We start from the raw sequence: 12,857 nt of genomic DNA on the forward strand, positions 1-12,857 counted from the left end.
CACGAGAGTCCTGAGGAGGACCACAGTGGCTAAGGCCAAGTTCGAGCGGACTAAGCCGCACGTGAACATCGGAACCATCGGTCACGTCGACCACGGCAAGACGACGCTCACCGCGGCGATCTCCAAGGTGCTTGCTGACAAGTACCCGTCGGCGACCAACGTTCAGCGCGACTTCGCGTCGATCGACTCGGCTCCGGAAGAGCGTCAGCGTGGTATCACGATCAACATCTCCCACGTCGAGTACGAGACGCCGAAGCGCCACTACGCGCACGTCGACGCCCCGGGTCACGCCGACTACATCAAGAACATGATCACCGGTGCTGCCCAGATGGACGGCGCGATCCTCGTGGTCGCCGCCACCGACGGCCCGATGGCTCAGACGCGTGAGCACGTGCTGCTCGCCAAGCAGGTCGGCGTGCCGTACCTGCTGGTCGCGCTGAACAAGTCCGACATGGTCGACGACGAGGAGATCCTGGAGCTCGTCGAGCTCGAGGTCCGCGAGCTGCTCGCCAGCCAGGACTTCGACGGCGACAACGCCCCGGTCATCCGCGTCTCCGGCCTCAAGGCTCTCGAGGGCGACGAGAAGTGGACCCAGTCCATCCTCGACCTCATGGAGGCCGTCGACGACTCCATCCCGGACCCGGTGCGCGACAAGGACAAGCCGTTCCTGATGCCGATCGAGGACGTCTTCACGATCACCGGTCGTGGCACCGTCGTCACCGGTCGCGCCGAGCGCGGAACCCTCGCCATCAACTCCGAGGTCGAGATCGTCGGCATCCGCCCGACGCAGAAGACCACGGTCACCGGTATCGAGATGTTCCACAAGCAGCTCGACGAGGCCTGGGCCGGCGAGAACTGTGGTCTGCTCCTCCGCGGTACCAAGCGCGAGGATGTCGAGCGCGGTCAGGTCGTCGCGAAGCCGGGTTCTGTGACCCCTCACACCAACTTCGAGGGAACCGCCTACATCCTGTCGAAGGATGAGGGTGGCCGTCACAACCCCTTCTACACGAACTACCGTCCGCAGTTCTACTTCCGCACCACCGACGTCACCGGCGTCATCTCGCTGCCCGAGGGCACCGAGATGGTCATGCCCGGCGACACCACCGACATGTCGGTCGAGCTGATCCAGCCGATCGCCATGGAGGAGGGCCTCGGCTTCGCCATCCGTGAGGGTGGCCGCACCGTGGGCGCCGGTACCGTCACGAAGATCAGCAAGTAAGTCCTTCGCGACCTCGCTTGTGAGAGGGTCGGGCCTTCGGGCCCGGCCCTCTTTCGCATTCCTGGCCGTCCGCTGGACGGGGGTTTACCTTGCGGCCTCGGCGTCGGACAATTGACGCACCGTTTCAACCGGGACGGCTACCGTCGTTGAGAGGAGCGCCTATGGATTCCCACGGCCTCGCAAACCAGCCCACACCGCTGACAGGTTCTCGCAACGGAAGTTCCGGGGCCGCATAGCGGTCGTGAAGATTCAGCTGGGTGGCGGCGCGAGGCGCCACCCGAGCGGGGCCGGCATCGCCGGCCCCGCTCCTGCGTTCCCGGCGTCCGCCGCCGGTTGTACCAGACGCCAGTGCGCGCCCCGCGGCGTTGGCTCCAAAGTGCGGCGGTGACTGTCGTCCCCAGCTTCCGTCCTGGTAGAGGTATTGACAGAGCGGTTGTACGGGATAGTGACGTCGGATCGTGGGCGGTAGGAAGAGAGGCATGGACCTCGACGCGAATTCTGCCCTCACTCTCGTTCGTGACTTGCGAGACCGCTCGGAGACGCGTCAACAGCATGCGCGGGCAGCGGTCCGAGGCAGCGAGGTTCGCGTGGCGCGGGGAGCCTACGTTTCCCGCGACGAATGGGACCGGCTCGACCCCCGCGAGCGTCACCTCCTGAAGATGTCCGCGGCGGCACGCATCCGGCCAGAACCATGCGTCTTCTCGCACTGGTCCGCAGCCACTGCGCTCGGCCTCCCACTGATCGCACCCCCGCCCGAGTCGGTCCACCTCGTGGTCCCGCGCGGCACCGGGGGGCGATCCGGCAGCAATGTGACCGCCCATGCTTCAGAAGTGCCCCCGGAGGATTGCGTCGACGTCGCAGGCTTACGATGCACGTCGCCGGAGCGGACGGCCGTCGACCTGGCGGGAATAGCCCCCACTGGCGACGCCGTCGCGGTAGCCGATCACGTGCTGCGCCTTCGCCGGGCCGGGCGCCACGTGACCGGGATCTCCGCCGGCCGGGAGGAGCTGCACGCGGCGTGGCGCCGCGCTCAGCCCATGCGCGGACATCGTCGCGCGCTGGATGTGATCGACCTTGCGGACGAGCGCTCCGGCTCCCCGCTGGAGTCGGTGAGTCGTTTAGCGATGCACACGGCCGGCGTCCCGCAGCCGGAGCTGCAGACTCCGTTCCGGGATGCGGCAGGCCTGATCGGGTATGTCGACTTCTACTGGTCGGATTTCGGTGTGGTGGGGGAGGCGGACGGAGACCTAAAGTACCTCGATCCGGCGCTGCGCGGGGGACGGACCGCCGACCGCGTGGTCCTGGACGAGAAGATCCGCGAGGACCGCCTCCGCGCGCTCGGCCTGCGCGTCGTGCGGTGGCGATGGGCCACAGCGAGGGACCCACGATCACTCGCAGCCCTGCTCTCTTCGGCCGGCGTCCCCCTCGATCGACGCGCTGGGTGGAGAGTTCGCCAGGTTTTGTGACCAGAGCCGCTCGGCGCCCACCAGCGGTTGCGACGAACCCCAGCAGTCGTCCGCCACGCCGACGCGACACGCCCGGGTTGCAGCATTGGCCGCGATCTGGCAAACTTGTCTAGTTCAACATTTCGGAACGCGCGTGCAGGTGTGCGCGCAGACCGGATCACTGCCAGGCAGTGCATAGCCCGTCGCACCGTGTTCATCCGCGGTCATGGCGATATGAGGTTAGGCCGCAGGCAGCAGGACACGCTCAATCCGAACACCCAAGAGGCCAGGGGCTAACTCTGTGCCTGCAACAGGTTCGGAAAGAGTTGACAGAAGAATAGTGGCGTTTCCCACGCGTACGCTGCACCGCGTCCAATGCGAAGAACGACTCGAGAGAGCCGTCTCGTACGACGCCATAACAAGAGAGAGAGTCAGACATGGCGGGACAGAAGATCCGCATCCGGCTTAAGTCGTATGACCACGAGGTCATCGACACCTCGGCGCGCAAGATCGTCGACACGGTCACCCGTGCAGGCGCTACCGTCGTCGGCCCGGTGCCGCTTCCCACCGAGAAGAACGTGGTGGTCGTCATCCGTTCGCCCCACAAGTACAAGGACAGCCGTGAGCACTTCGAGATGCGCACGCACAAGCGTCTGATCGACATCATCGACCCGACGCCCAAGGCCGTCGACTCGCTCATGCGACTCGACCTGCCGGCCGACGTCAACATCGAGATCAAGCTCTAAGGGGGAGTGCCGCTATGTCCAATTCTGAGACCAAGACCTCCCAGGGGCTCCTCGGCAAGAAGCTCGGAATGACCCAGGTCTGGGACGAGAACAACAAGCTCATCCCCGTGACCGTCATCGAGATCACGCCGAACGTCGTGACCCAGGTCCGCACCCCCGAGGCCGACGGCTACAACGCCGTCCAGATCGCCTACGGCCAGATCGACCCGCGCAAGGTGAACAAGCCCTCCGCAGGCCACTTCGACAAGGCCGGTGTCACCCCGCGTCGCCACCTCACCGAGGTCCGCACCGCCAACGCCGCCGAGTACGCGGCCGGCCAGGAGCTCACCGTCGACGGCACCTTCGAGATCGGCCAGCTGGTCGATGTCGTCGGCACCTCGAAGGGTAAGGGCTTCTCCGGTGTCATGAAGCGCCACAACTTCAAGGGCGTCTCCGCTTCGCACGGTGCGCACCGCAACCACCGCAAGCCGGGCTCCATCGGCGCCTCCTCGACCCCCAGCCGTGTCTTCAAGGGCATGCGCATGGCCGGTCGCATGGGTGGCGAGCGCGTCACCGTCCTGAACCTCAAGGTCCAGGCCATCGACGCCGAGAAGGGCCTGCTGCTGGTCAAGGGTGCCGTTCCCGGCGCTCGTGGCCGCATCGTTTTCGTCCGCAACGCAGTGAAGGGGGCCTAGGTTCATGGCTACCTCGATTGACGTCGTCGACCTCAAGGGCAAGAAGGCCGGCTCTGTCGAGCTTCCGGACTCCCTGTTCGACGTTCAGACCAACATCCCGCTGATCCACCAGGTCGTCACCGCTCAGCTCGCCGCTGCGCGTCAGGGCACGCACAAGACCAAGAACCGTGGAGAGGTGTCCGGCGCCGGCCGCAAGCCGTTCAAGCAGAAGGGCACCGGTCGCGCTCGTCAGGGCTCGATCCGCGCTCCTCAGATGACCGGTGGTGGCATCGTGCACGGCCCGACGCCGCGCAGTTACGCCCAGCGCACCCCGAAGAAGATGATCGCCGCTGCTCTGCTCGGTGCCCTCTCGGACCGCGCACGCGGCAGCCGTCTGCACGCCGTCCAGGCCTTCACCGCCGGTGACGCGCCCTCGACCAAGGCCGTCGTCGACCTGCTCAGCGGCATCGCGACCTCCAAGCACGTCCTCATCGTGCTCGAGCGCGACGACACGCTGGCCTTCAAGAGCGTCCGCAACGTGCCGACCGTGCACGTGCTGACGTACGACCAGCTGAACGCGTACGACGTTCTCGTGAGCGACGACATCGTCTTCTCGCAGGCCGCGCTTGAGGCGTTCATCGCAAGCAAGAGCAACAAGGAAGAGGTGAACGCGTAATGGCCGCAGTCAACAAGGACCCGCGCGACGTCATCATCGCCCCCGTCGTCTCCGAGAAGAGCTACGGCCTGATCGACGAAGGCAAGTACACCTTCGTGGTCGACCCGCGTTCGAACAAGACCGAGATCAAGCTCGCCATCGAGTCGATCTTCAAGGTCGAGGTCGCGTCGGTGAACACGTTGAACCGTCAGGGCAAGACTCGCCGGACCAAGTTCGGTCAGGGCAAGCGCAAGGACACCAAGCGTGCCATCGTCACGCTGAAGTCCGGTTCCATCGACATCTTCACGGCCGTCGGCTAAGCGAAGGACTAGAGGAAAACAGACATGGCAATTCGTAACTACAAGCCCACGACCCCTGGTCGTCGCGGCTCCTCGGTCGCCGACTTCGCGGAGATCACCCGCTCGACGCCGGAGAAGTCCCTTCTCCGTCCGCTGTCGAAGACCGGTGGCCGTAACAACCAGGGCCGCATCACGACCCGTCACATCGGTGGTGGCCACAAGCGCCAGTACCGCGTCATCGACTTCCGTCGCAATGACAAGGACGGCGTGAACGCCAAGGTCGCTCACATCGAGTACGACCCCAACCGCACCGCACGCATCGCGCTGCTCCACTTCGTGGACGGCACCAAGCGCTACATCCTCGCGCCGGCCGGCCTCAAGCAGGGCGACGTCGTGGAGTCGGGCGCAGGTTCGGACATCAAGCCCGGCAACAACCTGCCGCTGCGCAACATCCCGACCGGTACCGTCGTGCACGCGATCGAGCTGAAGCCGGGCGGTGGCGCCAAGATCGCTCGTTCGGCCGGTTCGTCGGTCCGACTCGTCGCGAAGGACGGCCCCTACGCCCAGCTGCGCCTCCCCTCCGGCGAGGTCCGCAACGTCGACGCGCGCTGCCGCGCCACGATCGGCGAGGTCGGCAACGCCGAGCAGTCGAACATCAACTGGGGCAAGGCCGGCCGCATGCGCTGGAAGGGCGTCCGCCCGACCGTGCGTGGTGTCGCCATGAACCCGATCGACCACCCGCACGGTGGTGGTGAGGGCAAGACCTCCGGTGGTCGCCACCCGGTCAGCCCCTGGGGTCAGAAGGAAGGCCGTACGCGCCACCCCAACAAGGAAAGCGACAAGCTCATCGTCCGCCGCCGTAACGCCGGCAAGAAGCGCAAGTAGGAGTTCGAGAAGATGCCACGCAGTCTCAAGAAGGGCCCCTTCGTCGACGAGCACCTGTTTCGCAAGGTGGTCGCCGCGAACGAGGCCAACAGCAAGAACGTGATCAAGACCTGGTCGCGCCGCTCGATGATCGTCCCGGCCATGCTGGGTCACACCATCGCGGTGCACGACGGTCGCAAGCACATCCCGGTGTTCGTCACCGAGACCATGGTGGGCCACAAGCTCGGCGAGTTCGCGCCGACGCGCACCTTCCGTGGACACGTGAAGGACGACAAGAAGGGTCGTCGCCGCTAACGCGGTGGCGTAAGGAGGAGAGAAATGGTGGAGTCGATCGCACGCGTGCGACACATCCGCGTCACCCCCATGAAGGCCCGCCGCGTCGTCAACCTGATCCGCGGCAAGCAGGCCCAGGAGGCCCTGGCCATCCTGAAGTTCGCCCCGCAGAGCGCGAGCGAGCCGGTCTACAAGCTCGTCGCCTCGGCAATCGCCAACGCGCGGGTCAAGGCCGACCAGAGCAACACCTACCTGGACGAGCAGGACCTCTACGTGAGCCGCGCCTTCGTGGACGAGGGCACCACCCTCAAGCGGTTCCAGCCGCGAGCACAGGGTCGGGCCTTCCGCATCAACAAGCGCACCAGCCACATCACGATCGTCCTCGCGACGCCGGATGAGGTCGAGGACGCCAAGGCTACGAAGAAGGCGAGCAAGTAATGGGCCAGAAAGTCAACCCGTACGGCTTCCGTCTGGGCATCACCACCGACCACGTGTCGCGTTGGTTCTCGGACAGCACCAAGCCGGGCCAGCGGTACAGCGACTACCTCGCCGAGGATGTCAAGATCCGCACCCTGCTGAAGACGTCCCTCGACCGTGCGGGCGTGTCCCGCATCGAGATCGAGCGCACCCGTGACCGCGTCCGCGTCGACATCCACACCGCCCGTCCGGGCATCGTGATCGGTCGCCGTGGCGCCGAGGCCGAGCGCATCCGCGCCGACCTCGAGAAGCTCTCGGGCAAGCAGATCCAGCTGAACATCCTCGAGGTCAAGAACCCCGAGGCCGACGCTCAGCTCGTCGCGCAGGGCATCGCCGAGCAGCTCGCTGCTCGCGTGGCGTTCCGCCGCGCGATGCGCAAGGGCCTGCAGGGCGCTCAGCGCGCCGGCGCCAAGGGTGTCCGGATCCAGGTGTCGGGCCGTCTCGGCGGCGCCGAGATGAGCCGTTCCGAGTTCTACCGCGAGGGCCGTGTGCCGCTGCACACGCTCCGCGCCAACATCGATTACGGCTTCTACGAGGCCAAGACCACCTTCGGTCGCATCGGTGTGAAGGTGTGGATCTACAAGGGCGACATCACGAACAAGGAACTCGCTCGCGAGCAGGCCAACCAGAAGCCGTCGCGCGAGCGCAACGACCGTGACCGCCCGCGTCGCGGCGGCCGGGGCAATGCCCCCGCCACCGAGTCCGCGCCGGCCGCAGCAGGAGTTGAGGCATAACCATGTTGATCCCACGCAGAGTCAAGCACCGCAAGCAGCACCACCCCGGCCGTAGCGGCCAGGCGACCGGTGGCACGAAGGTCTCCTTCGGCGAGTTCGGCATCCAGGCCTTGACCCCCGCTTACGTGACCAACCGTCAGATCGAGTCCGCTCGTATCGCCATGACGCGTCACATCAAGCGTGGCGGCAAGGTGTGGATCAACATCTACCCCGACCGTCCGCTCACCAAGAAGCCCGCCGAGACCCGCATGGGTTCCGGTAAGGGTTCGCCGGAGTGGTGGGTCGCGAACGTCAAGCCGGGCCGGGTCCTCTTCGAGGTCTCGGGTGTCTCCGAGGAACTCGCTCGTGAGGCCATGACCCGGGCAATCCACAAGCTGCCCCTCAAGGCACGCATCATCAAGCGCGAGGAGGGCGACGCATAATGGCGATCGGTTCCAAGGAGCTTGCCTCGAGCGAGCTCGACACTTTCGAAGACGAGCGTCTCGTCGACGAGCTGAAGAAGGCCAAGGAAGAGCTGTTCAACCTGCGCTTCCAGTCGGCCACCGGTCAGCTCGAGAGCCACGGCCGCCTGCGCGCCGTCAAGCGCGACATCGCTCGTATCTACACCGTGATCCGTGAGCGCGAGCTCGGGATCCGGGCGACGCCGGCCCCGGCCGAGGTCGCTCCGGCCAAGGAGAAGAAGACCCGCGCGAAGAAGGCGGCTCCGGCCGCCGAGACCGCCGAGGTCGACACCACGACTGCATCTACTGAGAATGGGGAGGCCAAGTAATGGCTGAGACCACCAAGGCCACGGCCGCGGAGTCGACGGCCGACGAGGCCATCGTCCGCGGGTACCGCAAGGCCCGCCGCGGTTACGTCGTCAGCGACAAGATGGACAAGACCATCGTCGTCGAGGTCGAGGACCGCGTGAAGCACCCCCTGTACGGCAAGGTCATCCGCCGCACCTCCAAGGTGAAGGCACACGATGAGAGCAACGCCGCCGGCATCGGCGACCTCGTTCTCATCAACGAGACCCGACCCCTGAGCGCCAGCAAGCGGTGGCGTCTGGTGGAGATTCTGGAGAAGGCCAAGTGATTCAGCAGGAATCCCGACTCAAGGTCGCCGACAACACCGGCGCCAAGGAGCTCCTGGCGATCCGCGTGCTCGGTGGCTCCAGCCGCCGCTACGCGGGCCTGGGCGACGTCATCGTCGCCACGGTCAAGGACGCCATCCCGGGTGGGAACGTCAAGAAGGGCGACGTCGTCAAGGCGGTCGTCGTGCGTGTTCGCAAGAACACCCGCCGCCCGGACGGCTCCTACATCAAGTTCGACGAGAACGCTGCGGTCATCCTGAAGAACGACGGTGACCCCCGCGGTACCCGCATCTTCGGACCGGTCGGCCGCGAGCTCCGCGACAAGAAGTTCATGAAGATCATCTCGCTCGCACCGGAGGTGCTGTAACCCATGGCGAACATCAAGAAGGGCGACCTGGTCCAGGTCATCTCGGGCCGCTCGCAGGCCCGCGGTGGTGACCGTGGCAAGCAGGGTCGCGTCATCGAGGTTCTCGTCGAGCAGAACCGCGTCATCGTCGAGGGCGTCAACTTCGTGACCAAGCACGTTCGCGTCGGCCAGACGCAGCGTGGCACGAAGACCGGCGGCATCGAGACCCACGAGGCCTCGATCCACGTCTCGAACGTGGCGCTGGTCGACCCCGAGACCAAGAAGCCGACCCGCGTCGGTTTCCGCGAAGAGAGCGTTACGAAGGACGGCGTCACCAAGACGGTCCGCGTTCGCTACGCCAAGAAGTCTGGTAAGGACCTGTAATGACCGACACTGCAGTGGAGTCTGGCAAAATCCAGCCCCGCCTCAAGCAGAAGTACAAGAACGAGATCTCCCAGCAGCTCCTGGGCGACTTCGGTTTCACCAACGTGCACCAGGTGCCCGGTCTGGTGAAGATCGTCGTCAACATGGGCGTCGGGGAGGCTGCTCGTGACGGCAAGGTGATCGATGGCGCGGTCAACGACCTCACCCTCATCACCGGCCAGAAGCCGCAGGTCACGAAGGCCCGCAAGTCCATCGCGCAGTTCAAGCTGCGCGAGGGCCAGCCGATCGGCGCGCACGTCACGCTGCGCGGCGACCGCATGTGGGAGTTCCTCGACCGCCTGCTCTCGCTCGCCCTGCCCCGTATCCGCGACTTCCGCGGTCTCTCGGACAAGCAGTTCGACGGCAACGGCAACTACACGTTCGGTCTCACGGAGCAGTCGATGTTCCACGAGATCGACCAGGACCGCATCGACCGCGTCCGCGGCATGGACATCACTGTGGTGACCACTGCCAAGAACGACGACGAGGGCCGCGCGCTGCTCAAGCAGCTCGGCTTCCCGTTCCGTTCGAGCGAAGCGGCCAACTAGGCCCACCTGCGGGCCGGCCGCCTTGGCCGGCCCGCTTCCACCACAGGTCGTCAGCCGTGTACGGCTGAACGAAACCTGGTGTCAGTTAGGAAATACCCATGACCATGACAGATCCGGTCGCAGACATGCTGACCAGACTGCGCAACGCGAACTCGGCTCACCACGACACCGTGTCGATGCCGCACTCGAAGCTGAAGGCCCACATCGCCGAGATCCTCACTCAGGAGGGTTACATCGCCGGCTGGGACGTCGCGGACGCACGCGTCGGCAAGACGCTGACCCTGAACCTCAAGTTCGGTCCGAACCGCGAGCGCTCCATCGCCGGGATCAAGCGCGTGTCCAAGCCCGGTCTTCGCGTCTACGCGAAGTCCACCGAGCTCCCCAAGGTGCTCGGCGGCCTCGGTGTCGCCATCCTGTCCACCTCCTCCGGTCTGCTCACGGACCGTCAGGCTGAGAAGAAGGGCGTGGGTGGGGAAGTCCTCGCCTACGTGTGGTAATCCGCCATGTCGCGTATTGGAAGACTGCCCATCGACGTCCCGTCCGGGGTCGATGTGAAGATCGACGGCCAGGCCGTCACCGTCAAGGGCCCGAAGGGTGAGCTGAGCCTCACCGTCGCGGACCCGATCGAGGTCAAGCTCGAAGAGAACCAGGTCCTCGTGACCCGTCCCGACGACGAGCGCGCATCGCGTTCGCTGCACGGCCTCACGCGTACCCTCATCAACAACCAGATCATCGGCGTCACCGAGGGCTACTCCAAGGGCCTCGAGATCGTCGGCACCGGTTACCGCGTCGTGCAGAAGGGTGCGGCCGTCGAGTTCGCACTCGGCTTCTCGCACCCGGTGACCGTCGAGCCGCCGGCCGGCATCACGCTCACGGTCGAGGGCAACAACCGCCTCACCGTGGCCGGGATAGACAAGCAGGCCGTCGGCGAGGTCGCCGCGAACATCCGCAAGATCCGCAAGCCCGAGCCGTACAAGGGCAAGGGTGTGCGTTACGCCGGCGAGGTCGTTCGTCGCAAGGCCGGAAAGGCTGGTAAGTAATCATGGCTCTGGGTACCAGAGGAAAGAGCAAGGCGGCCGCACGCGACCGCCGTCACACCCGCCTTCGCAAGAAGATCGAGGGCACCGCGGTTCGTCCGCGCCTGGTCGTCACCCGTTCGGCACGGCACGTCTTCGTGCAGGTCGTGGACGACGCTCAGGGCCGTACGCTGGCCTCGGCTTCGACCATGGAGTCGGACCTGCGCACCTTCGACGGTGACAAGACCGCCAAGGCACGCAAGGTCGGCGAGCTGGTTGCCGAGCGCGCGAAGAGCGCCGGTGTCGACGCGGTCGTCTTCGACCGTGGAGGCAGCAAGTACGCAGGCCGTGTCGCCGCTGTCGCCGAGGGCGCTCGAGAGGGCGGACTGAACCTGTGAGCGACGAGAACAACAAGGAGCAGACCGTGGCCGAACCGGTAACGGACACCGCGCAGCCGGTCGAGACCGCTGCGTCCACTGACAACAACACCACCAGCCGTGGTGACCGCGAGCCCCGCCGTGGCGGGCGCGAGCGCAACCAGGGCCGCGGCGACCGCAGCAGCCGTGACGCCGACAAGAGCCAGTTCCTGGAGCGCGTCGTCACCATCAACCGCGTCTCCAAGGTCGTGAAGGGTGGTCGTCGCTTCAGCTTCACCGCCCTCGTGGTCGTCGGCGACGGCAACGGTCTGGTGGGCGTCGGCTACGGCAAGGCCCGCGAGGTCCCCCTGGCCATCTCGAAGGGCGTCGAGGAGGCGAAGAAGAACTTCTTCCGCGTCCCGCGCGTCGGCAACACCATCCCGCACCCCGTGCAGGGTGAGGCTGCCGCCGGCGTCGTCCTCCTGCGTCCGGCAGCGGCCGGTACCGGTGTTATCGCCGGTGGCCCCGTCCGCGCCGTGCTCGAGTGCGCCGGCATCCACGACGTCCTGAGCAAGTCGCTCGGTTCGTCGAACACGATCAACATCGTGCACGCGACCGTCGAGGCGCTGAAGCAGCTCGAGGAGCCCCGTGCCGTGGCTGCCCGCCGTGGCCTCGACTACGACCAGGTCGCCCCGGCTCGCCTGCTTCGCACCGAGGCAGCGCTGGCCGAGGCCGCCGCGACCGCGAAGGCAGGTGCCTGATGGCTGCGCGTCTGAAGGTTACGCAGATCAAGTCCAAAGTGAGCGAGAAGCAGAACCAGCGCGACACCCTGCGCAGTCTTGGTCTGAAGCGCATCGGTGACGTCGTCGTCCGCGAGGACAACCCGCAGAACCGCGGGTACGTCAACACCGTCGCTCACCTGGTGAAGGTTGAGGAGATCGACTAATGGCTGACGAGAAGGCCACCACAGAGGCCGCTGAGAAGCCGGCCACGAAGAAGCCCGCGACCAAGGCCGCGAGCACGAAGGCTACTGCCACGAAGGCTGCTGCCACGAAGGCTGCCGCCGACAAGCCGGCTGCCGAGAAGACCAGCACCGCGAAGAAGGCTCCGGCCAAGAAGGCACCGGCGAAGGCCGCTGCCGACAAGGCCGCTGCCTCCAGCACGGACGACACCGTGGCCGCCAAGCCGGCCACGAAGTCCTCCGCCAAGAAGGACGTCGCTGCTCCCCGCGAGCAGGTCCTGAAGGTGCACCACCTCCGTCCCGCCGCCGGTTCCAAGAAGGACCGGACCCGCGTCGGACGCGGTGAGGGCTCGAAGGGTAAGACCGCGGGCCGCGGTACCAAGGGAACCAAGGCGCGCTACCAGGTGCGCCCCGGCTTCCAGGGCGGCCAGCTTCCGCTGCACATGCGTGCTCCGAAGCTGCGCGGCTTCAAGAACCCGTTCCGGGTCGAGTACCAGGTCGTGAACCTGGAGAAGCTCGCCGAGCTGTACCCGTCCGGCGGTGACGTCACCGTCGCCGACCTCGTGCTCAAGGGCGCCGTTCGCAAGAACGAGAAGGTCAAGGTTCTCGGCAACGGGGACATTGCGGTTAAGCTGAACGTTGCGGTGGACAAGGTCTCCGGCTCTGCCGAGCAGAAGATCGTCGCCGCTGGTGGCTCTGTAAAGTAGTCACCCGCCGAGCAGCACAGTCGGGTGGCCGGGCGACCGGCC

General features: G+C 66.1%; 22 protein-coding genes. All 22 read left to right on the top strand.

All coding sequences use genetic code 11. The features are described from left to right. The first annotated feature begins 25 nt into the window (after nt 1-25). The 22 genes from tuf to rplO all read left to right on the top strand — a co-directional run bounded on the left by tuf (nt 26) and on the right by rplO (nt 12,815). Nucleotides 26-1,219 carry an elongation factor Tu gene (gene tuf / locus P3F85_RS02465; RefSeq protein ID WP_374009682.1) on the top strand — a complete coding sequence of 398 codons (1,194 nt, stop codon included), beginning with the start codon at nt 26-28 and terminating at the stop codon, nt 1,217-1,219. Nucleotides 1,220-2,166: 947 nt separating this feature from the next. Then, nucleotides 2,167-2,685 carry a hypothetical protein gene (locus P3F85_RS02470; RefSeq protein ID WP_374009683.1) on the top strand — a complete coding sequence of 173 codons (519 nt, stop codon included), beginning with the start codon at nt 2,167-2,169 and terminating at the stop codon, nt 2,683-2,685. 416 nt (nt 2,686-3,101) lie between these two features. After that, a complete protein-coding gene (rpsJ, locus tag P3F85_RS02475; RefSeq protein ID WP_018191969.1) occupies nt 3,102-3,410 on the top strand; it encodes a 30S ribosomal protein S10 in 309 nt (102 codons plus the stop codon). A gap of 14 nt (nt 3,411-3,424) precedes the next feature. Further along, entirely contained in the window at nt 3,425-4,084 is a 660-nt protein-coding gene (rplC, locus tag P3F85_RS02480; RefSeq protein WP_374009684.1) for a 50S ribosomal protein L3, read from the top strand. 4 nt (nt 4,085-4,088) lie between these two features. Continuing rightward, the gene (gene rplD, locus P3F85_RS02485; protein ID WP_374009685.1) at nt 4,089-4,739 is read left to right on the top strand and encodes a 50S ribosomal protein L4; all 651 of its coding nucleotides are present in this window, start codon (nt 4,089-4,091) and stop codon (nt 4,737-4,739) included. Beyond that, a complete protein-coding gene (rplW, locus tag P3F85_RS02490; RefSeq protein ID WP_090035902.1) occupies nt 4,739-5,038 on the top strand; it encodes a 50S ribosomal protein L23 in 300 nt (99 codons plus the stop codon). The genes rplD and rplW overlap by 1 nt, the downstream gene beginning before the upstream one ends. A 24-nt stretch (nt 5,039-5,062) precedes the next feature. Then, nucleotides 5,063-5,902 carry a 50S ribosomal protein L2 gene (rplB, locus tag P3F85_RS02495; protein ID WP_374009686.1) on the top strand — a complete coding sequence of 280 codons (840 nt, stop codon included), beginning with the start codon at nt 5,063-5,065 and terminating at the stop codon, nt 5,900-5,902. A gap of 12 nt (nt 5,903-5,914) precedes the next feature. Beyond that, nucleotides 5,915-6,196: a 30S ribosomal protein S19 gene (gene rpsS / locus P3F85_RS02500; protein WP_018191964.1), complete on the top strand. Its 282-nt coding sequence runs from the start codon at nt 5,915-5,917 to the stop codon at nt 6,194-6,196. Nucleotides 6,197-6,220: 24 nt separating this feature from the next. Then, nucleotides 6,221-6,613: a 50S ribosomal protein L22 gene (gene rplV / locus P3F85_RS02505; RefSeq protein WP_064109780.1), complete on the top strand. Its 393-nt coding sequence runs from the start codon at nt 6,221-6,223 to the stop codon at nt 6,611-6,613. Further along, nucleotides 6,613-7,386: a 30S ribosomal protein S3 gene (gene rpsC, locus P3F85_RS02510; RefSeq protein ID WP_374009687.1), complete on the top strand. Its 774-nt coding sequence runs from the start codon at nt 6,613-6,615 to the stop codon at nt 7,384-7,386. Before rplV ends, rpsC begins: the two co-directional genes overlap by 1 nt. A 2-nt stretch (nt 7,387-7,388) precedes the next feature. Then, on the top strand, nt 7,389-7,808 hold the full coding sequence (gene rplP / locus P3F85_RS02515; RefSeq protein WP_055894786.1) for a 50S ribosomal protein L16: 420 nt from the start codon (nt 7,389-7,391) through the stop codon (nt 7,806-7,808). After that, the gene (gene rpmC / locus P3F85_RS02520; protein WP_374009688.1) at nt 7,808-8,155 is read left to right on the top strand and encodes a 50S ribosomal protein L29; all 348 of its coding nucleotides are present in this window, start codon (nt 7,808-7,810) and stop codon (nt 8,153-8,155) included. Before rplP ends, rpmC begins: the two co-directional genes overlap by 1 nt. Beyond that, the gene (gene rpsQ / locus P3F85_RS02525; RefSeq protein WP_374009689.1) at nt 8,155-8,460 is read left to right on the top strand and encodes a 30S ribosomal protein S17; all 306 of its coding nucleotides are present in this window, start codon (nt 8,155-8,157) and stop codon (nt 8,458-8,460) included. Before rpmC ends, rpsQ begins: the two co-directional genes overlap by 1 nt. Continuing rightward, complete coding sequence (rplN, locus tag P3F85_RS02530; RefSeq protein WP_018191958.1) at nt 8,457-8,825, top strand: 50S ribosomal protein L14; 369 nt, start codon at nt 8,457-8,459, stop codon at nt 8,823-8,825. The genes rpsQ and rplN overlap by 4 nt, the downstream gene beginning before the upstream one ends. Nucleotides 8,826-8,828: 3 nt before the next feature. Next, the gene (gene rplX, locus P3F85_RS02535; RefSeq protein ID WP_374009690.1) at nt 8,829-9,188 is read left to right on the top strand and encodes a 50S ribosomal protein L24; all 360 of its coding nucleotides are present in this window, start codon (nt 8,829-8,831) and stop codon (nt 9,186-9,188) included. Continuing rightward, nucleotides 9,188-9,775, top strand: a complete 588-nt coding sequence (gene rplE / locus P3F85_RS02540; RefSeq protein ID WP_374009691.1) for a 50S ribosomal protein L5 — start codon at nt 9,188-9,190, stop codon at nt 9,773-9,775. Before rplX ends, rplE begins: the two co-directional genes overlap by 1 nt. Before the next feature lie 98 nt (nt 9,776-9,873). Then, nucleotides 9,874-10,272 (top strand): 30S ribosomal protein S8, encoded by a 399-nt coding sequence (gene rpsH / locus P3F85_RS02545; protein ID WP_374009692.1) that lies wholly within the window; start codon nt 9,874-9,876, stop codon nt 10,270-10,272. A 6-nt stretch (nt 10,273-10,278) separates the two neighbouring features. After that, nucleotides 10,279-10,815 carry a 50S ribosomal protein L6 gene (rplF, locus tag P3F85_RS02550; RefSeq protein ID WP_374009693.1) on the top strand — a complete coding sequence of 179 codons (537 nt, stop codon included), beginning with the start codon at nt 10,279-10,281 and terminating at the stop codon, nt 10,813-10,815. Between the two features lie 2 nt (nt 10,816-10,817). Further along, complete coding sequence (gene rplR / locus P3F85_RS02555) at nt 10,818-11,189, top strand: 50S ribosomal protein L18 (RefSeq protein WP_374009694.1); 372 nt, start codon at nt 10,818-10,820, stop codon at nt 11,187-11,189. Beyond that, on the top strand, nt 11,186-11,908 hold the full coding sequence (rpsE, locus tag P3F85_RS02560; RefSeq protein ID WP_374009695.1) for a 30S ribosomal protein S5: 723 nt from the start codon (nt 11,186-11,188) through the stop codon (nt 11,906-11,908). Before rplR ends, rpsE begins: the two co-directional genes overlap by 4 nt. Next, nucleotides 11,908-12,093: a 50S ribosomal protein L30 gene (rpmD, locus tag P3F85_RS02565; protein WP_267182178.1), complete on the top strand. Its 186-nt coding sequence runs from the start codon at nt 11,908-11,910 to the stop codon at nt 12,091-12,093. Before rpsE ends, rpmD begins: the two co-directional genes overlap by 1 nt. Then, entirely contained in the window at nt 12,093-12,815 is a 723-nt protein-coding gene (rplO, locus tag P3F85_RS02570; RefSeq protein WP_374009696.1) for a 50S ribosomal protein L15, read from the top strand. The genes rpmD and rplO overlap by 1 nt, the downstream gene beginning before the upstream one ends. The last annotated feature ends 42 nt before the right edge of the window (nt 12,816-12,857 follow it).

This window comes from Leifsonia sp. T36S-04 (assembly GCF_042465655.1).
Taxonomy (GTDB): Bacteria; Actinomycetota; Actinomycetes; order Actinomycetales; family Microbacteriaceae; genus Leifsonia.